Origin of the sequence: Tenacibaculum retecalamus (assembly GCF_027941755.1) — a bacterium.
Classification (GTDB): domain Bacteria; phylum Bacteroidota; class Bacteroidia; order Flavobacteriales; family Flavobacteriaceae; genus Polaribacter; species Polaribacter haliotis_B.
Genome location: NZ_CP115916.1, coordinates 2473986 through 2492692 on the forward strand (window position 1 = coordinate 2473986; position 18707 = coordinate 2492692).

Sequence of the window (18707 nt, forward strand, 5' to 3'; positions counted from 1 at the left end):
GAATTATCAATATTGCTTTTTAGCACTCTTTCTATAATAAAAAAAAATAAAATTTAGTCGTTTTACTTGCAGCTGCATATTTATAATAAACGAATACAATGAAACAGAAAACACATTTAAAATTTGGTGAGATAATAGAAATCACTGGCATTAGCGAACGCACTTTTCGCTACCGAATTGCCGAACTTAAAGAAAAGTACAAAGATTCTCCAGAGTTACTATATAAGAAAAGACATAGCTGGAGGATTCACGTTTCACTAATAAATGAATTTAATAACAAATACACTAGCAAAAATTAAACTATGGAAATGACTATCGAAAACATCGAACTATTATACACGCCACTAACAAAAAAATTATTAATTAATTACGTAAAAGCACAATATGAAGAAAATGCTGATATAAGTGAAGAATCATTAAGAACAGAACTTATCTGGTTACATGAAAATAATGAATTAGACCAATTGTTTTTAGGGGAGTACCTCCTTAGCAAAGCTAAATTAACACAAGGATTATGAGAACCCTCTTACATGATTGGTCACAATTCTTAAATAGTACCCATATTATGTCTTTCATATACCTAGGTAATTCATTCAAGCACCTATATACTAACATGCAAATCTTAATAATACCTATCTATCACTTTATTTAGGCGGTTTTTGATTAAAACAAACAATATGGTTAACAAACAGGATATCCAAGACCAGATAAAACTTAAAAAACATGCAATTACTTTAGAAAACGATTCTAATAAATTAGCTAGTTTACAAAATGATTTAAAAATTTTAGAATTGAGATTACAAATTGAATCTTATAAAGAACGTATTGAATTATTGAAAACCAAAAATTGAATTCAATAAGTTTCAATATGAATTATTGAGGAACATCATACGTTTTTAGGGGTAAAAACAGGGACATAAAACAAATAAAAAAGCCTTAATTCGTTATGAATCAAGGCTTTTTAATAAAAATCTGTACGGGCAAAGAGACTCGAACTCTCACACCTTGCGGCACCAGATCCTAAGTCTGGCGTGTCTACCAATTCCACCACACCCGCATACATATTGAATTGTGGCTGCAAATATAAACAATACTTGTAAACTACAAAGGAGAAGCATATATTTTTTATTATTTTTGATGCTCATTAATATACAACACATGAAAAACGTACAAGAATATATTGCCCAACATAAAGATAGATTTATAAACGAGCTTATCGAATTATTAAAAATACCTTCAGTAAGTGCAGATCCTGCCTTTAGCAAAGATGTTTTAAATACTGCCGATGCTGTTAAAAATAGTTTAGAAAAAGCGGGATGCGACAAAGTAGAAATCTGTGAAACTCCTGGCTATCCTATTATTTATGGTGAAAAAATAATTGACCCAAATTTACCAACTGTTTTGGTATATGGTCATTACGATGTACAACCTGCCGACCCTATTGAGTTATGGATCTCGCCTCCTTTTGAGCCTGTAATTAAAAAAACAGACATTCATCCTGAAGGTGCCATTTTTGCACGTGGTGCTTGTGATGATAAAGGGCAAATGTATATGCATGTAAAAGCTATGGAGTATATGACATCTACAGGAAACTTACCTTGTAATGTTAAATTTATGATTGAAGGTGAAGAAGAAGTTGGATCTGAAAGTTTAAGTTGGTTTGTTCCTCGAAACAGAGAAAAATTAGCCAATGATGTTATTTTAATTTCTGATACAGGAATGATTGCAAACGACATTCCGTCTATTACAACAGGCTTACGTGGTTTAAGTTATGTTGAAGTTGAAGTTACTGGACCAAACAGAGATTTACATTCTGGTTTATACGGAGGTGCAGTTGCAAACCCTATTAACGTATTAACAAAAATGATTGCTTCATTACATGATGAGAATAATCATATTACCATTCCTGGTTTTTACGACAACGTTGAAGAATTATCGTTAGAAGAAAGAGCTGAAATGGCAAAAGCACCATTTTCTTTAGAAAACTATGAAAAAGCATTAGCTATTAACTCAGTTTATGGTGAAGAAGGCTATACCACTAACGAACGTAATTCTATCAGACCAACGTTAGATGTAAACGGAATTTGGGGCGGTTATACTGGCGAAGGCGCTAAAACTGTAATTGCCTCTAAAGCAAATGCAAAAATTTCTATGCGTTTGGTGCCTAATCAAGATTGGAATGATATTACTGAGCTATTTAAAAACCACTTCGAAAGCATTGCTCCAAAAGGTGTTACCGTAAAAGTAACTCCACACCACGGTGGCCAAGGCTATGTAACACCAATAGATAACATAGGATACAAAGCGGCAAGTAAAGCATACCAAGATACTTTTGGTAAAACACCAATTCCACAAAGAAGTGGAGGAAGTATTCCTATTGTTGCCTTATTTGAAAAAGAATTAGAAAGTAAAATTATTTTAATGGGCTTTGGGTTAGATTCTGACGCTATTCACTCACCAAACGAACATTTTGGAGTTTGGAATTACTTGAAAGGAATTGAAACAATTCCTCATTTTTATAAATATTTTACTGAAATGTCTAAATAAGAAAAAATGAAAGCATTTATTAACAAAATAGTACTTAACCTATTCTTAGCAACACTTTTTATTGGATGCTCTAAAACTGAAAGCAAAAAACAACTTACTGCCGATCAGTACAAAACAGCCGCTAGCCATATGAACAGAAGTTTATATGGTTTAGTGTACAATAAAGTTTCTGGAAGTACATTTAGTGCGCAAAACTACCTAGTGTATTCTACTAAAGATAAAAGTGGAAAAAAATTTATTTTAGTTGATGTTAACGCTAAAACTAAAATAGCCGCTTTTGATCACAGTAAACTTGCTGAAAGTTTATCAAAAGAATTAAATGAAGAGGTCGACAAAAATAAGTTACCTATTTATAACGTTTCTTTATCTGAAGATGTAAAAACACTAAACTTTACTTTAAAGAGACAAAAGTATTCTTGTAATTTAGACGACTATTCTATTTCAAAAATCACTTCTGAAAGAAAAAAAGCTAAAAGAACAGAACATGTTTCACCAAATGGAAAATTAGCAGCATATATAGATAATTACAATCTTTGGATTAAAGATTTAGACACTGGCAAAAAAACACAACTTACTTTTGATGGTGAAAAAGATTATGGATATGCAACTAACAATGCAGGATGGATTAAAAGTGATGGAGCCGTTTTAAAATGGTCTCCAAACTCTGATAAAATAGCTACTTTTCAACAAGATTCAAGAGAAGTTGGAATGATGTACTTAACCTCTACAAATGTTGGGCATCCTAAACTTGAAGCATGGAAACATCCACTACCTGGCGATAAAACTATTTTTACAATAGAACGTGTAATTATTCATTTAGGAGCAAAACCTAAAACTGTACGTTTAAAAATGAATAAAGATTTTCAAAGAGGAACTACTACAGATCATATTGCCGGATGGGATAATGAATTGTTAGATGCTCAGTGGAAAAAAGACGGCTCGCAGTTTGCTTTTGTTTCTGGTTCTAGAGATCATAAAATAGCACATTTACAAATAGCTAATTCAAACACAGGTGAAGTTACATCTATACATAAAGAAGAAGTAGCAACCTTTTACGAATCTGGTGTAAATGCTGAAAACTGGAAAGTTTTATTTGATTCAAATGAATTTATTTGGTACTCAGAAAAAAGTAATTGGGGACATCTTTATTTATACGATATAGCTACAAAACAATTAAAAAACCAAATTACTACTGGAAATTGGATTGTAAAACAAGTTAAAAATATAGATTCAAAAAGCAAGAAAATCTATTTCTTAGCAGCAGGAAAAGAAGAAGGAAATCCGTATCATAATTATTATTACAGTGTTAATTTTGATGGTTCTGAGCTGACAAACATAACGCCAGAAAAAGGAACACATACTGCTAAATTCTCTGATGATTATTCTTATTTTGTTGATACATATTCATCAACAACCAATCCTCCTATTTCAGTTTTAAGAAATAATAAAGGAGAAAAAGTTCTAGATCTAGAAACTGCGGATATCACTGCTTTAAAAGAAAAAAATTGGCAACAACCAATAGAGTTCTCAGTAAAAGCCCGTGATAATAAAACAGACATTTATGGTATAATGTGTATTCCTAGTCATTATGATGAACGCAAAAAATATCCGATCCTAAATTATATTTATCCTGATCCACAATCTGGTAGTGTTGGTAATTATAAGTTTAAACCTGTTTGGAGAGATTTTCAAGCAATGGCAGAATTAGGTTTTGTAGTTGTAGCTGTTGATGCAATGGGAACTCCAATGCGATCTAAATCATTTCATGATGCGTATTATGGTAACATGGGAGATAATGGTTTACCTGATAATATTACAGCAATAAAACAGTTAGCTCAAAAATACAAAGGAATGGATATTGAACGTGTAGGTATTTGGGGACACTCTGGTGGAGGATTCGCTTCAACACGTGCTGTTTTTGCATATCCTGATTTTTATGATGTAGCAGTTTCTGGTGCAGGTAATCATGATAATAGAAATTACGAAGCTGATTGGGGTGAAAAGTGGCAAGGACTCTTAGAAAACGGAAAAATGGAAGAGAAAGGAGACGGAACCACAAATTACGACAATCAAGCAAATCAATTAATAGCTCAAGATTTAAAAGGGAAACTACTAATAACACACGGAAGTATGGATAACAATGTTCCACCTTCTAACACGATGTTGGTTGTTGAAGCTTTAATTAAAGCTAATAAAGATTTTGATATGATTTTACTTCCTAACAAAAGACATGGTTATGGAAATATGACAAAATACATGACCCGAAAAAAATGGGATTATTTTGTAACTCATTTACGAAATGAAATACCGCCTAAAGAATTTAACCTTTCAGATCTTTAATAAAAAAAACGCTCATTTTGAGCGTTTTTTTTATTTCTAAGAAATGCTTTCTTAATGAAAAGCATCTCTACATTTGTAGAATTAAAATATTTACTCTATGTTTGTAGAGCAACAAAATTCAATTACCATGCAATTATCAAAAACCGAAGAACAAGTAATGCAATTATTATGGAAGCTAGAAAAAGCTTTTATGAAAGATTTATTAGCGGAGTTCCCAGAACCTAAGCCAGCAACAACAACAGTAGCTACTTTATTAAAAAGGATGAACGATAAAGGTTTTATTGCTTATAATTTATTCGGAAAGTCAAGAGAATATTTTCCATTAGTAAAGAAGTCTGATTATTTCTCGAAACATGTAAACGGGTTGATAAAAAATTTCTTTAATGATTCCGCAAGTCAGTTTGCTTCTTTCTTTACCAAAGAAACTGATTTATCAGTTTCTGAATTAGAAAATTTAAAAAAAATTATTGATAATCAAATTAAAAAGCAACGATAATGATTAGTTATTTCATAAAATCTGGAATTTGCTTAACGCTACTGCTACTTTTTTATCATTTAGTGTTAGAGCGTGAAAAAATGCACAAATTCAATCGTTTTTATTTGTTAGGTAGTGTGTTATTTTCATTTTTAGCGCCATTATTTATAATTTACACTAACGTTGCTCCTTTTCAAATTATAGAAACTACGCAACTAACAACACAAGAACCTATTGTTTATGAAACTGCTCTCGTTACTGAAACATCTGTTAATTATTTTAATCACTTCATATATTTCTCCATTTTTATATCGACTATTTTATTAATTCGGTTTATAAAAAATGTAGTTGCTATTTATCAGAAAACAAGAAAAAACACAACGACAAAGCATCAAAAAGCAACGTTGGTTTTAGTTGATGACAAAATAAGTCCGCATACATTTTGGAATTATATCTTTATTAATAAAGATGAGTATTATTCTCAGAAAATTGAAGAAGAATTATTTACGCACGAACTTACACACGCTACACAAAAACACACTTTTGATGTGTTGCTTATTGAGATTTTAAAAATCGTGTTTTGGTTTAATCCTATTTTTTACTTCTTAAAAAAGACAATACAATTAAATCACGAGTTTTTAGCAGACTCAAAAGTGATTTCTAATCATAAAAATATTTCTGAGTATCAACATTTATTATTGAATAAAACTGCTTGGAACAACGAATATTACTTGGCCAGTAATTTGAATTATTTATTAACTAAAAAAAGATTACTAATGATGACAAAACAAAGTTCACCAACCAAAATCTTGCTTAAAAAACTGGCAGTAATACCGGTTATGGTAGGATTCGTATTCTTGTTTGCTGAAAGAGTGGAAGCAGAAACAAAAACCAATGATTATTTAGATTCTGAAATAATAACAAAACGAACAACTAAGATAAATTTTCTTCCTCCAACCCCTTCTTTATCCGAAGACATAAATAAAAAATTTAAAGATATTAATTCTTTAAAATTAAGTATTATAAATCAAGACACATTAACTAAAAAGCTTCCAAATGGAGAAGAAATAAAAATTTGGGAAGATAAAGTTGGAGATTACCTTGAACTGTATAAAACATATGAAATATTAAGAAATCTAAACCCTCATTTTATAAAAAGCTCAGAAAAAAGGCAAAGTGAAATAAAAAATTTATTTTCTGAACTAGGTAGTATATATTTTAAACTTTCAAGTCTAGATAAAAAGAAAGTTAAAAAACCTATTTTTCCTCAACACCCTTATATTAGGTTAAAGAAAAACAATAAAGTTTTTTATAAATTAAAAAATGAATTAACAACAGAAGATAAATTATTACTACCACCTCCGCCACCTATTCCTAACGCGAGTAAAGAAGAAATTTTAAAAGCAAAAAAAGCCTATAATGCATGGAAAGTAAGAACCGGAAATATTCCACCACCGCCGCAAAAACCTTCAACCGCAAAAATCGTCAAAAAGGGTGAAAAATCTAATATTCCTCCTCCATCTTCTTCAAGTAACCAAAAAAATGATAGAAAAACTGGTTGGGTTTATATAAATAATGGAACTTTATATTACGTAAAAAAAGACGGTAAAACACAATATTATAATCGTTGGGGAAAGCAAGTTGATAAGAACGGAAAAGAAAAAGAAATTAAAGAAGGTGATACAAAAATTATCGGAACTAGTACGAGTAAAAACGGTGTTGAAAAAGGTTGGAAACAGGTAGGTGATAAAACCTTATACTATGTAAAAGAAAATGGAAAAACACTATACTTTAACCGTTATGGAAAATCTGTCGATAGCAAAGGAAAAGAGATAAAACAAACAATTACCATTGATAAAATAAAAAACTTAAGTAATAGAGAAATCTCTGAATTAAAATACGAAACAAATAATAAAAACGTAACTTATTACTTAAATAAAAAAATAATAAGTAAAAAAGAGATATATAAACTTGATCCAAAAAAAATTGATAAAATGAGTATCAAAAAAAATAAAGATGGTTCAGGATCAATTTATATAACTACTAAAAATAATTCTAAAAAAGAAACATTTAAGACTGAAAGCTCTAGTACTCAGAAACCCTCTCAATCAAAAACAAAAAATAAATGGGTTGTAGAAAACGAAGTACATGTTATAGAAGATGTAAATATGGAAACATTGTCGACTAATAAGAAAGGTGGGAATTCAAATACAGATGTACCTTCTAATGAGAAAGCAAAAAACAAATGGGTTGTAGGAAATGAAGTACATATTATAGAAGATGTAAATATGGAAACTGGCACCATTTACAAAAGAAAAGATGCAAAAGAAAAACCAACATCTAACGAGTCAATTGAATTTATAAAACTAGATGAAACGCTTAAAAAAAACTATTTCATAGAGGATAAAAAAACATCTAAAAAAGAATTCTACAATCATCTTAAAAACAATAAAGACTATCATTTTACCTCAGCCTACACTGATAAAGAAAAAAGTGCTATGAATATGTATATTTCGAAAAGTGAAGATAAAATTAAAAAACTAATGTTAAACCAAAATTAAAAAAATCTGTTAAAAGCCTCTTAATTGAGGCTTTTTTTGTAACATTTTTAAAATAATATCGTTCTTATGGTATAAGCTTATTTTATGTTAAAACAATTTTTTCTTATTTGTTCGGGAGTAGATTTAAAATTAATTAAAGACTGCTCTAATGGAGAACAAAATAAATATGCAGGTATTGGTGCTACTGTTTTTTTTACAGCATTGATGGCAACCATTGCTTGTAGCTATGCTTTATTTACAGTTTTTGACAACTTATACTCAGCTATCTTTTTTGGCTTTGTTTGGGGATTGTTAATATTTAATCTCGATAGATTTATTGTTTCAACTATCAAAAAAAGAGAGTCAAAACGTCAAGAAATAGCACAGGTAATTCCGCGTTTACTTTTAGCTTTTATTATTGCCGTTGTAATTTCTAAACCTTTAGAATTAAAGATTTTTGAAAAAGAAATCAATCAAGTTTTGCTAACTGAGAAGAATCAAATGACGTTAGATAATAAAACACAAATTGCACAACAATTTACACCTGAAATAAACAATATCAGTTCAGAAATTGAAGTTTTAAAAAACGAAATTCTTGTAAAAGAGAACGAAACAAATACTTTGTACGAAACTTATATTGCAGAAGCTGAAGGTACAAAAGGGACCAAACGCTTAGGAAAAGGCTCAGTTTATAAAGAAAAAAGAGCCAAACACGATGCAGCTTTAAAAGAGTTAAGTGAATTAAAAAACAACAATACAGATAAAATTAAAGTGAAAGAGGATGCTATTGTCAGCTTAATAAAGCTACAAAAAAAATCAGAATCTGAAACACACCCCATAATTTCTAATTTCGATGGATTAATGGCTCGCATAGAAGCCTTGAACAAACTTCCTTGGCTACCATCTTTTTTTATTTTCTTATTATTTTTAGCTATTGAAACTGCTCCTATTTTCTCTAAACTTATCAGTTCGAAAGGAGAGTATGACTTTAAATTAGAAAATGAAGAGTCTAAAATTAAAACATGGATTCAACAACAAGTGCATCAACGAGAGGCTATTTTAAAAACAGATATTGAAATCAATAACAAAATATATTCCAATTTAAAAACTGAAGAAGAATTGTATAATTACAAACAAAAAATGGCTCGAAATCTGATGAAACTACAAGCCGATACTTTTTATAAAAACCAACAAGATATTTTATAAAACTATTGTACTCGAATTCTTAACTTTTCCGATAGCAAAAGTACTGTGAGTACTTGTTATGTGTTTTAATGTAGTTAATTTATTTACCATAAAATCACGATACTCATCCATATCTTTTACATAAATTTTTAAAATATAATCATAATCTCCACTTACGTGAAAACACTCGGTTACTTCCGCTAATTTTGTAATTTCTTTCTCAAAAACTACAATATGTTCTTTAGTGTGTTTTTCTAATTTTAGATGACAAAATACTAAAAACGATTTTTCAATCTTATTTTTATCTAACAACGCCACATAATTGGTAATTACGCCTGTTTTTTCTAGCTTTTTAACGCGTTCGTAAACAGCAGTTACAGATAGGTTTAAATGTAACGAAAGTTGCTTACTAGTTTGTTTGCTGTCTTTTTGTAGTAATCCTAAAAGTTTTTTATCAATTGCATCTAATTTCATCTGAAAAATTTACATCAATTTAACCGAAAAACCGATTAAATAATTATTTTAAAACTAAAATAATCAAAATATAAAGAATAATAATCTGTTTTTCATTTTAAATATTGATTTATAATCTTAATTAGTAGTGATTTGCAGCCATACAAACTGTTAAAAACTTATGCTATGGATTTTAAACCTGCTGATAACATTCAAGACCTACAATATTTTGGAGAATTTGGGGGAATAAACCCTTCTATTTCTGATTCTTCTACTTATACATTTCTAGAAGCAAAAACTATGCTCGATACTTTTGAAGGCAATACTGATGGATGCTACTTATATTCCCGTCATACTTCACCTTCAAATTTATACCTAAGTGAAGCTTTGGCTGCTATGGAAGGAACGGAAACTGCCAATGTAGCTGGTTCGGGAATGGGAGCGATTACTCCTACCATTTTACAAATTTGCGGCGCTGGAGATCATATTGTTTCAAGCCGGACTATTTACGGCGGAACGTACGCATTTTTAAAGAATTTTACACCACGGATGAATATTAAAACTTCATTTATCGATATTACAGATTTAGCAATGGTAGAAGCCGCCATTACCGAAAAAACAAAAATGATTTATTGTGAATCTGTAAGCAATCCTTTATTAGAGGTTGCTGATATTAAAGGCTTATCCGCTTTAGCAAAAAAACACCATTTAAAATTAATTATCGATAATACTTTTTCGCCTTTATCACTTTCACCTGCGCAATTAGGAGCCGATGTGGTAATACATAGTTTAACAAAATTCATTAACGGATCTTCCGATACCATGGGTGGCGTTGTTTGTGCTTCAGCAGATTTTATCAACGCTCAAAAAAGTGTGATTGATGGCGCAAGTATGCTACTTGGTTCTTCGATGGATTCGTTACGCTCCTCATCAATTTTAAAAAATATGAGAACCTTACATATTCGTATGAAACAACACAGTAAGAATGCTTTATTTTTAGCTGAAAAATTTGAGGCTGATGGGTTAAAAACTGTGTATCCGGGTTTAAAATCACATCCGTCACACGAAATTTTTAAATCGATGATGAATGCCGAATACGGCTTTGGTGGAATGCTAACTATTGACACTGGATCATTAGAAAAAGCAAATAATTTAATGGAATTAATGCAAGAAAAAAATGTTGGTTACTTAGCAGTTAGTTTAGGGTTTTATAAAACACTTTTTTCTGCTCCCGGAACCTCAACATCATCTGAAATACCTGAAAACGAACAAAAAGAAATGGGTTTATCTGATGGTTTAATTCGGTTTTCTATCGGATTGGATAATGATATTGAACGCACGTATCAAATCATTAAAAATTGTATGTTAAAAACAGCTATTTTATAACTAAATTATGAATGAAGTAATCGCTTTTGGAATTTTATCTTTTACGTCTTTTTTTACGTTGATAAATCCTTTTGGAACCATGCCTATTTTTATGACGATGACTGCTGATTTAGATCAAAGTCACAGAACAAAAACGGCACAAAAAGCATCGATAGTTAGTTTTATTACTATTTTAATTTTTGCTTTTTCTGGTCAATTGTTATTTAACTTTTTTGGAATATCCGTTAATAGTTTTAGAATTGTAGGTGGTGTGATTTTCTTTTTAATGGGGATGGATATGCTACATGCAAGATTAGGTAAAGTAAAATTGAAAGATCCTGAAGTAAAAAATTATGTAAATGACATTTCCGTAACACCTTTAGCAATCCCTATGATTTGTGGCACAGGGGCTTTAACAAATGCAATTGTGATGATGGAGGATGCAGATTCAATAGAGAAAAAAGCAGTTTTAATTTTTACGGCTTTCTTAGTAATTTTACTCACCTATATAATACTATATAGCTCATCAAAAATTATAAAAATTATTGGTCAAACTGGTATTAATGTTATGATGCGTTTAATGGGATTAATTGTAATGGTTATTGCTGTAGAATTTTTCTTTAGCGGATTAAAACCAATACTTATTGATATTTTTAACGCTCTTTAAATTCCCCAGAAACGTTTTGCAAACTCTTTTAAATCTTTTTTAGAAGGTGGTTTCCCTGAAAACGGAACCATATCCCAACGATTTCCTTCTTCTTTTAATTCAAAACGAAAGACAGATGTGCTAACATCGTTTGGATTTAATAAAGGATATCGCAAATCTAAATATTGCACATTCTTGGTAGAATCAATCGGAACTAGATTGTAATAATTATTACTAAACCAAGTTAGCGTTTTTATATCAGGATGATTTACATTTAATAAATCACGCGTTTTAGGTATTGTTAAAATAGTATCTATTGCTGCTTTAGAATCGAGTAAAGAGTAGAATCCTACTTTATAATCGGTATCTGTTTCTGCAATTCCATACCATAAAACATTATTAAAAATTGTTGGCTGTACAGAGTATCTACTATAAGATGTTTCCATCTTATCAAAAGATTCTTTAAAAACAGAATCTACATAAATCTTATTACCAAGAGTAAATAACATATAAGCAGAACTAATATAAATTCCTGCTTTCACCCAAGATTTTCTTCTTGTTCGTTCTCTATTGTAAAACATCGCTACAATTAAACACACTAAAAACGGAAGTGTATATATAGGATCAACAACCGAGATATTATTAAACGCAACTCGATAATCAGAAAATGGTAAAAATAATTGTGTCCCGTAAGGCGTAAAACTATCTAAAATAGGATGCGTAAAAATCGATAAAAAGTATAACCAAATCCAGTTTTTAAATGTTGTAGTTCCTACCCTTTTTTTGGTGTCATATAATTTATAGGTAATCCATCCGAAGAGAAAAGATCCTAAAATAGCGAATAAAATAGAATGCATAAATCCACGGTGAAAAGCCATTGCATCAATTTCATTTCCGTATAGCCAACCACCAATAAACACGTCTAAATCTGGTATTGTACCACCAATAGCACCGAACAATAATGCTTTGTTTCCAATCTTTTTTCCGAGTACTAATTCACCGCAAGCAGCACCTAAAACAATTTGAGTTAATGAATCCATAGTTGGCAAAAGTACTAAACGAATTCTACTTGTATAATTCTATACAAAATCGTAACATTACAAACCGAAAAACACTACAGAATGCAAGACGATAAAAACTTATCTGAAATTAATATTGAAGATCAAAAAATCATCGAGAATAAAGAATTAAATATATGGGAAGCACTGATTCCTGTAATTATTTTAATGGGGATGCTTTATTATAATATCAGATATGAAGATGGGGCTTGGTTAGGAGATTACTCTAATCAATATATTTTATTGATGGGTGGTTTAGCTGCTGCCGGAGTTGGCTTTTTTAACAAGGTTTCTATCCAAAGAATGATTGCCGAAGTTTTAGAAAACTGGAAAAGTGTTTTTGTACCTATTATGATTTTATTTTTAGTCGGTGCTTTAGCAGGAACTTGGTTGGTAAGTGGTATAATACCTGCCATGGTGTATTACGGATTACAAGTGTTAAGCCCTGCTATATTTTTGCCAGCATCTGTAATAATTGCAGCCATTATATCAATTGCCACTGGTAGTTCTTGGACCACTTCAGCAACTGTTGGTATTGCATTGGTAGGAATTGGTAGTGCATTAGGAATTCCGACAGGAATGATTGCTGGTGCTGTAATTTCTGGAGCCTATTTCGGAGATAAAATGTCGCCACTTTCTGACACTACAAATTTAGCCCCTGCCATGGCTGGTACCGATTTATTTACACATATAAAATATATGGCGTATACCACAGTACCAACAATTGTAATTACACTTATTGTTTTTAGCATTTTAAGTGCTACAATTAATACTACTGGTAGTGCAGATATCAGTAACTTATTAACTAGTATTCAAAACACTTTTCATATTTCACCTATATTATTTATAGTTCCTGCAGTTGTTATTGCAATGATTTTATTAAAAACAAAACCTTTAATAGCTCTAGGTACTGGTGTGATACTTGCTGCAATCTTTGCCTTTCTTTTTCAAGGAAACATATTAGATACACTTACAGAATCTAGATTTCAATCTGTTTTAAATGCAATTTTAACTGATACGCAAGTACAAACTGATAATGAAAAATTAACAGAATTGTTTAGCTCTGGCGGAATTATAGGAATGCTATGGACAATCTTATTAATTATATGCGCTATGGTTTTTGGAGGTATTATGGATGCTATTGGTGCTTTAGCAAAACTTACAAAAGCTTTATTAACCGTTGCCTCTTCTGTATTCGGATTATTTGCAAGTACTGTTATTAGCTGCTTAGGATTAAATATTATTGCTTCTGACCAATATCTAGCCTTAGTAATTCCCGGAAAAATGTTTAAACAAGCTTACGAAGATAAAGGCTTAGCACCAGAAAATTTAAGTAGAACGCTAGAAGATTCAGGAACTGTAACCTCGGTATTAATTCCGTGGAATACTTGTGGAGCCTATCAATCTGGTGTGTTAGGCGTAGGTGTTGGCGAATACGCTTTATATGCAATTTTTAATTACTTAAGTCCGTTTATGACTTTGTTATTTGCTGCTTTCAGAATTAAAATTAGAGAAATTTCAAAAAAATAATAGCAAGCCTCACTTTAATAGTGAGGCTTTTTTATATGATACAAATAGCCTCCACAAAAGATATTGAATTACTAACCAACATTGCTTTGCTTTCTAAAGCATATTGGGGCTATCCTAACGAGTTAATAGAAAGTTGGCGAAGTGATTTAACTGTTACTCCTAAAATGATTGAAGATGCATTTGTTTATAAATTCGTTCAAAACAATAAAATTGCAGGATTTTACATTCTAAATCAACCAATAAAAAATAATATTGAACTAGAGATGTTATTTATTCTTCCTGAATTTATAGGAAAAGGGATTGGTAAAAGATTATTATTACATGCTTTTGAAAAGGCTCGTAAACTAAACATTAACAAACTAACTTTGTTAGCGGATCCGAATGCGGTAGATTTCTATAAAAGTCAAGGGTTTATAATCATTGATAAAAAAGAAAGTACTATTCCGAATCGGTTTTTACCAATAATGCAGGCAGATTTAACAGTGTAGATAGTACTAAAAGCAACCAAGGTAATCCGTGTAATAAAACATCAAACCAATCTTTAAATTGCATTGCTTGTTCACCTGAAAAAGCATTTCCACCTAAAATCCATTTTAGTTTACCAACAATATGTGGCGGATTAAAAGGAGCCAACCCTAAGGTTAAACTTGCTATTAAAAATAGTTTCCAATTACTTTTTAATTGACTTTTCATACTCATATATCAATTATAACTTATCTGCCATATTATGGCTAAATAAACCAGTTCCAAACAACTCCAAAACGAATAACAAAATCACGATACGGATTACCTGAAGTCGATAAGTAATTCTTTTTTAAGAAAAAAGAACTCACATTATCTGCTTTAAAATAAATACGCGTTCTACGCACTCTGGCGTTAAAAAACACATCAACCGTAGGATAACCTATTTCAGTATCATTTTGTAACCTGAATTCAGCTAATAACGGATTATAAGCATTGGCTTTGTATTCTGAAAAATAATTTAACGTGGTTCCTATTTGCACGTATAAAGGATCTCCTTTAAACCAACTATCAGAATAATACAAAGTGTTTCTTGTTACCATTTCTGGCACTCTAAATACATCGCTACCGTTTGCTACTTTCTGGTACATTACCGTATTATCTAACGCAAATTTCCCGAAAGTAAATTCTTTTGATACTTTTGCTTTTAAATAATTAACACTTCCCGAAAATTGTTTTGGAGAACTCGTTTCATCAAAATAAGTGTAATTATTAATATTGGTAATATCTACGGATGCATTTCCCCATTTAGACTCAAATACCCCACCTAATGTTCTGGTTCCTACGGACGCAAAATCATTTTCCCAATTGTAATCGTTATAACTACTTTGGTGCAGTAAAAAATTAAAGTTTGGTAATTTGTTACTTATTTCTAAATGCGCTTTTACCGTAAATAAACTATCTTTTTTATAAAAAGCTTCAGCTTTTATATTGTTTCCTGAAAGACGCCCGCTACCTGGTGTTAAATTACCAGATGCATTTATATAGAAGTTTTTTATTTTTCCGTTCCAATTTGCTCCGAAGGAAACGGCATCTCCCTTTAATTTATTCTTAGTGATTCCTACTAAATTGTTTTGCAAGTTTTCATATCCGTAATTATATGTACTATATCCTGTTTTCACTCTAAAATTCCCTAATACATATTTAGAATTAAAATCTAAAAATACCTCGTTATTATACACTAAAAAATTAGCCTTATCACTTACTTTTCCTGTTGTGTTTGCAACTCCAAAAACATCTGGAGTTGCCGCCGATTGATTGAAACGATAATATTTAGAATTTCTAGTAAAAGAATGTCCTATTTTTAAATTTGAAAAATCATTTTCATGCAAACTATCTTTTGCTGATAACAGCTTAAATGTCTGTTCAAAATGTAATCGTTTTCCTTCTAGTGTGTTTTCTGCATCATTTAAATTGATGTCTAACCTACCTCTATTACCACTAAAATTAGGGTCATCTCGAAGAAAAGCAGCTAATGACTCCGCTGTTAAACCGCCGTTTTCTTGATTGAAAAAATCTTGATTAACTGCTTGCCCTTTTATAGCATATTGCCCTTTTGAACTTTCATACTTAAAACTCATTCTAAAATTACCAGAACTAGCCAATGATTGCCTATAAGCGCCCAATGATCGGAGCCCCTTATACGAGATTCCTACATTAAATCGTTTCGAAAAATTGGTCGTAAATAAGAAATCTAAAACCTGTCCTTGCTCTAACCCTGTTCTATATAAAACTTCGGTTGTTGGCGTTGGCACATGGTAATAATCAACATCTTCAATTTCGAAAAAACCAAATTGCTTGGCACGAAAACCAATATCAGGAAACTGAGAAATATCTTTAAAATTATATCCTAAGTTATTAAATGTTTGCCCTTGATTATGAAATGGCAATAACTCGAAATTGTCCTTTCTTAAGAAATTAAACTTATAATGTTTTTTTAACGTAAGTGTAGTATCTACAATGGTAGTATCGTTTTTAAAAGAGATTATTTTATAATCTGTATACTTCGTTTTTCCACTAAGTTTTACATTAATTTCATTATTAGATATTGAATCTGAATTTTGATTTAACCCTCCGTTAAAACCTCCTAATCCACCATCTAATTGCCTAATTTGAGAAAAAAGCAACTGTACACTTATCAAACAAAAAAACACTAAAAAACTTTTCTTCATAGCTACAAAAGTAAAATAATTAAACGAAACCGATACGACCAAAACGGTATAAACCTATGTTAAAGTATATTACTTCATGTATTCTCTTTTTTTATAAAATATTATTTTAATTTCTTTGAAAACTGTTAATTTGCAATATGTTAGAATTAAATTATAGTGGTCATGTTTTAGAGGCAGGTACTGATGAAGCTGGTAGAGGCTGTTTATCTGGACCAGTAGTTGCGGCGGCAGTTATTTTACCTGAAAATTTTCATCATGATTTACTGAATGATTCTAAGCAAATTTCAGAAAAAAAACGTCAAGAACTACGTCCGTATATAGAAGAACACGCATTGGCCTTTGGCGTTGCTTTTATTGATCATAAAGAAGTAGACGAAATAAATGTTTTACAAGCATCTATAACTGGTATGCAACGCTCTATAGAACAACTTTCTCCGCAACCTGCATTTATTATTGTTGATGGCAATAAGTTTAAACCTTACAAGGAAATTCCGCATGAAACTATTATAAAAGGAGATGCTAAATTCATGAGTATTGCAGCAGCATCTGTATTAGCAAAAACATATAGAGATGAGTATATGGAAAAAATTCATCAAGAATACCCGCAATATAATTGGAAAAAAAACAAAGGCTACCCTACAAAAGAACATCGAAACGCTATTCGTGAATTTGAGCCAACTCCTTATCACCGAATGACTTTTAAATTACTTCCCGAACAATTTAAATTAAAACTTTAGTTTCTCTATTTTTGTCTTCCAATATTTTAGAAGATGATTAAAAGAACGCGTGCAGAAATTAGCAAATGTATTATTCATAAAGTTGCTAATAAATACAATAGTGGTCAAAATTCTTTCTCAGAAAGCTTAGTTCGTTTCGATGAAGAAAGCTACGAATTACTGATGCCTTTTTTATTAAAAAACTTTGGTACAGTAACACAAAGTTATCGTTTTAACCATCATGCAGATGTTCGTTTGAACGAGATTAACAAATACACTTCTGATATTTTTGAAGATGAAAACACCTTTATCGAGCATTCTAAAAACATTGTAAATCACTTATACGAACAATCAAATTCTGCCAATATAAAAACTGGTGATGTTTTGGTGGTTTATTTTGAAGGCATTGAATATAAAGACATATTGACCGAAGCTGTTGGGGTTTTTAAAATTGAAAGTAAAGTAGATTTTTTACAAACCTATTTAGATGATGATAGTTTTGATGTAGTTGTTCAGAAAGGAATTTCAACAAAAAAACTAGACAAAGGATGTTTAATCATAAATTCTTCAGATACTGAAGGAACCGTAATCTTATCAGTAGATAACAATAACTATGATGCGCAATATTGGATTAAAAATTTCTTAAACGCGAAATTTGCGGATGATCGTAATTTACATACTCAGAATTATTTAGAGATGTGTAAAGATTTTTCTGAAGAAATCATTAAACCTGAATTTGGTAAGCAAGAACAAAGTAATTTCTTGGCAAGTACAGTTGATTATTTTAAAGAACATGAAAATGTAGATTACCACGGTTTTAAAGAAGAAATTTTTGAGGATGAAAAACATAAAGGTATGTTTGAAGACTACAAAAAACACTTTGAAGGCTTAAATGATGTTTTAATCCGTAATAACTTTGAAGTTTCAGATGCAGTATTAAAAAAAGAAAAAAGTAAGTTTAAAACTGAATTTAAACTCGACACTAACATTCTAATTAAAATTGATGTAGACGCACCTGATGCTTCTTCAGAATATCTAGAACAAGGTTATGATGAAGAGAAAAAAATGAAATATTATAAAGTATTTTACAATACAGAAAAATAAGAATTAAAAAAGGGAACGTTTAAAACGTTCCCTTTTTTAATTCTTATTTTTTAAT

Annotated in this window: 18 protein-coding genes and 1 tRNA gene; 14 read left to right on the top strand and 5 right to left on the bottom strand. The window is 30.6% G+C overall.

Annotated elements, in window-relative coordinates; all coding sequences use genetic code 11:
* The first annotated feature begins 98 nt into the window (after positions 1 to 98).
* From PG912_RS11710 to PG912_RS11720, 3 genes are all read left to right on the top strand, one after another.
* Positions 99 to 299 carry a hypothetical protein gene (locus PG912_RS11710; protein ID WP_275687678.1) on the top strand — a complete coding sequence of 67 codons (201 nt, stop codon included), beginning with the start codon at positions 99 to 101 and terminating at the stop codon, positions 297 to 299.
* 3 nt (positions 300 to 302) lie between these two features.
* On the top strand, positions 303 to 518 hold the full coding sequence (locus tag PG912_RS11715; RefSeq protein WP_275687679.1) for a hypothetical protein: 216 nt from the start codon (positions 303 to 305) through the stop codon (positions 516 to 518).
* Between the two features lie 159 nt (positions 519 to 677).
* Positions 678 to 851 carry a hypothetical protein gene (locus tag PG912_RS11720; protein WP_275687680.1) on the top strand — a complete coding sequence of 58 codons (174 nt, stop codon included), beginning with the start codon at positions 678 to 680 and terminating at the stop codon, positions 849 to 851.
* A gap of 124 nt (positions 852 to 975) precedes the next feature.
* Here the strand turns inward: PG912_RS11720 and PG912_RS11725 are convergent.
* Positions 976 to 1057: transfer RNA gene (locus PG912_RS11725), tRNA-Leu, on the bottom strand.
* A 101-nt stretch (positions 1058 to 1158) separates the two neighbouring features.
* On the opposite strand from PG912_RS11725, the gene PG912_RS11730 reads away from it, so the two are divergent.
* From PG912_RS11730 to PG912_RS11750, 5 genes are all read left to right on the top strand, one after another.
* Entirely contained in the window at positions 1159 to 2547 is a 1389-nt protein-coding gene (locus PG912_RS11730) for a dipeptidase (RefSeq protein WP_275687681.1), read from the top strand.
* 6 nt (positions 2548 to 2553) lie between these two features.
* Positions 2554 to 4887 carry a S9 family peptidase gene (locus PG912_RS11735; protein ID WP_275687682.1) on the top strand — a complete coding sequence of 778 codons (2334 nt, stop codon included), beginning with the start codon at positions 2554 to 2556 and terminating at the stop codon, positions 4885 to 4887.
* Positions 4888 to 5014: 127 nt separating this feature from the next.
* Positions 5015 to 5383, top strand: coding sequence for a BlaI/MecI/CopY family transcriptional regulator (locus PG912_RS11740; protein ID WP_275689049.1), 369 nt, complete (start codon positions 5015 to 5017; stop codon positions 5381 to 5383).
* On the top strand, positions 5383 to 7923 hold the full coding sequence (locus PG912_RS11745; protein WP_275687683.1) for a M56 family metallopeptidase: 2541 nt from the start codon (positions 5383 to 5385) through the stop codon (positions 7921 to 7923). Before PG912_RS11740 ends, PG912_RS11745 begins: the two co-directional genes overlap by 1 nt.
* An 84-nt stretch (positions 7924 to 8007) precedes the next feature.
* Complete coding sequence (locus tag PG912_RS11750; protein WP_275687684.1) at positions 8008 to 9108, top strand: DUF4407 domain-containing protein; 1101 nt, start codon at positions 8008 to 8010, stop codon at positions 9106 to 9108.
* Here the strand turns inward: PG912_RS11750 and PG912_RS11755 are convergent.
* Positions 9103 to 9561, bottom strand: a complete 459-nt coding sequence (locus PG912_RS11755; RefSeq protein WP_275687685.1) for an Lrp/AsnC family transcriptional regulator — start codon at positions 9559 to 9561, stop codon at positions 9103 to 9105. The two genes, PG912_RS11750 and PG912_RS11755, sit on opposite strands and share 6 nt — an antisense overlap.
* Positions 9562 to 9726: 165 nt before the next feature.
* On the opposite strand from PG912_RS11755, the gene PG912_RS11760 reads away from it, so the two are divergent.
* A complete protein-coding gene (locus PG912_RS11760; protein ID WP_275687686.1) occupies positions 9727 to 10926 on the top strand; it encodes an aminotransferase class I/II-fold pyridoxal phosphate-dependent enzyme in 1200 nt (399 codons plus the stop codon).
* Positions 10927 to 10933: 7 nt separating this feature from the next.
* Complete coding sequence (locus tag PG912_RS11765; RefSeq protein ID WP_275687687.1) at positions 10934 to 11572, top strand: MarC family protein; 639 nt, start codon at positions 10934 to 10936, stop codon at positions 11570 to 11572.
* Here the strand turns inward: PG912_RS11765 and PG912_RS11770 are convergent.
* Positions 11569 to 12591 (bottom strand): metal-dependent hydrolase, encoded by a 1023-nt coding sequence (locus tag PG912_RS11770; RefSeq protein WP_275687688.1) that lies wholly within the window; start codon positions 12589 to 12591, stop codon positions 11569 to 11571. The two genes, PG912_RS11765 and PG912_RS11770, sit on opposite strands and share 4 nt — an antisense overlap.
* A gap of 81 nt (positions 12592 to 12672) precedes the next feature.
* On the opposite strand from PG912_RS11770, the gene nhaC reads away from it, so the two are divergent.
* Together nhaC and PG912_RS11780 are read left to right on the top strand one after the other, a co-directional pair.
* Positions 12673 to 14139 (top strand): Na+/H+ antiporter NhaC, encoded by a 1467-nt coding sequence (nhaC, locus tag PG912_RS11775; RefSeq protein WP_275687689.1) that lies wholly within the window; start codon positions 12673 to 12675, stop codon positions 14137 to 14139.
* A gap of 35 nt (positions 14140 to 14174) precedes the next feature.
* Complete coding sequence (locus tag PG912_RS11780) at positions 14175 to 14627, top strand: GNAT family N-acetyltransferase (RefSeq protein WP_275687690.1); 453 nt, start codon at positions 14175 to 14177, stop codon at positions 14625 to 14627.
* Here the strand turns inward: PG912_RS11780 and PG912_RS11785 are convergent.
* Together PG912_RS11785 and PG912_RS11790 are read right to left on the bottom strand one after the other, a co-directional pair.
* Positions 14578 to 14832, bottom strand: a complete 255-nt coding sequence (locus PG912_RS11785) for a hypothetical protein (RefSeq protein WP_260586993.1) — start codon at positions 14830 to 14832, stop codon at positions 14578 to 14580. The genes PG912_RS11780 and PG912_RS11785 overlap by 50 nt on opposite strands.
* 38 nt (positions 14833 to 14870) lie before the next feature.
* Positions 14871 to 16832 carry a putative porin gene (locus PG912_RS11790; protein ID WP_275687691.1) on the bottom strand — a complete coding sequence of 654 codons (1962 nt, stop codon included), beginning with the start codon at positions 16830 to 16832 and terminating at the stop codon, positions 14871 to 14873.
* Positions 16833 to 16969: 137 nt separating this feature from the next.
* On the opposite strand from PG912_RS11790, the gene PG912_RS11795 reads away from it, so the two are divergent.
* Positions 16970 to 17569 carry a ribonuclease HII gene (locus PG912_RS11795; RefSeq protein ID WP_275687692.1) on the top strand — a complete coding sequence of 200 codons (600 nt, stop codon included), beginning with the start codon at positions 16970 to 16972 and terminating at the stop codon, positions 17567 to 17569.
* A 33-nt stretch (positions 17570 to 17602) separates the two neighbouring features.
* The gene (locus tag PG912_RS11800) at positions 17603 to 18652 is read left to right on the top strand and encodes a nucleoid-associated protein (RefSeq protein ID WP_275687693.1); all 1050 of its coding nucleotides are present in this window, start codon (positions 17603 to 17605) and stop codon (positions 18650 to 18652) included.
* The last annotated feature ends 55 nt before the right edge of the window (positions 18653 to 18707 follow it).

What these genes read in the sequence shown, in the direction of transcription:
- PG912_RS11770 (WP_275687688.1), bottom strand. Translation starts at nt 12,591, where the DNA reads ATGGATTCATTAACTCAAATTGTTTTAGGTGCTGCTTGCGGTGAATTA.
- nhaC (WP_275687689.1), top strand. Translation starts at nt 12,673, where the DNA reads ATGCAAGACGATAAAAACTTATCTGAAATTAATATTGAAGATCAAAAA.
- PG912_RS11750 (WP_275687684.1), top strand. Translation starts at nt 8,008, where the DNA reads ATGTTAAAACAATTTTTTCTTATTTGTTCGGGAGTAGATTTAAAATTA.
- PG912_RS11760 (WP_275687686.1), top strand. Translation starts at nt 9,727, where the DNA reads ATGGATTTTAAACCTGCTGATAACATTCAAGACCTACAATATTTTGGA.
- PG912_RS11780 (WP_275687690.1), top strand. Translation starts at nt 14,175, where the DNA reads ATGATACAAATAGCCTCCACAAAAGATATTGAATTACTAACCAACATT.
- PG912_RS11710 (WP_275687678.1), top strand. Translation starts at nt 99, where the DNA reads ATGAAACAGAAAACACATTTAAAATTTGGTGAGATAATAGAAATCACT.
- PG912_RS11745 (WP_275687683.1), top strand. Translation starts at nt 5,383, where the DNA reads ATGATTAGTTATTTCATAAAATCTGGAATTTGCTTAACGCTACTGCTA.
- PG912_RS11720 (WP_275687680.1), top strand. Translation starts at nt 678, where the DNA reads ATGGTTAACAAACAGGATATCCAAGACCAGATAAAACTTAAAAAACAT.
- PG912_RS11790 (WP_275687691.1), bottom strand. Translation starts at nt 16,832, where the DNA reads ATGAAGAAAAGTTTTTTAGTGTTTTTTTGTTTGATAAGTGTACAGTTG.
- PG912_RS11735 (WP_275687682.1), top strand. Translation starts at nt 2,554, where the DNA reads ATGAAAGCATTTATTAACAAAATAGTACTTAACCTATTCTTAGCAACA.
- PG912_RS11795 (WP_275687692.1), top strand. Translation starts at nt 16,970, where the DNA reads ATGTTAGAATTAAATTATAGTGGTCATGTTTTAGAGGCAGGTACTGAT.
- PG912_RS11755 (WP_275687685.1), bottom strand. Translation starts at nt 9,561, where the DNA reads ATGAAATTAGATGCAATTGATAAAAAACTTTTAGGATTACTACAAAAA.
- PG912_RS11740 (WP_275689049.1), top strand. Translation starts at nt 5,015, where the DNA reads ATGCAATTATCAAAAACCGAAGAACAAGTAATGCAATTATTATGGAAG.
- PG912_RS11785 (WP_260586993.1), bottom strand. Translation starts at nt 14,832, where the DNA reads ATGAAAAGTCAATTAAAAAGTAATTGGAAACTATTTTTAATAGCAAGT.
- PG912_RS11715 (WP_275687679.1), top strand. Translation starts at nt 303, where the DNA reads ATGGAAATGACTATCGAAAACATCGAACTATTATACACGCCACTAACA.
- PG912_RS11730 (WP_275687681.1), top strand. Translation starts at nt 1,159, where the DNA reads ATGAAAAACGTACAAGAATATATTGCCCAACATAAAGATAGATTTATA.
- PG912_RS11800 (WP_275687693.1), top strand. Translation starts at nt 17,603, where the DNA reads ATGATTAAAAGAACGCGTGCAGAAATTAGCAAATGTATTATTCATAAA.
- PG912_RS11765 (WP_275687687.1), top strand. Translation starts at nt 10,934, where the DNA reads ATGAATGAAGTAATCGCTTTTGGAATTTTATCTTTTACGTCTTTTTTT.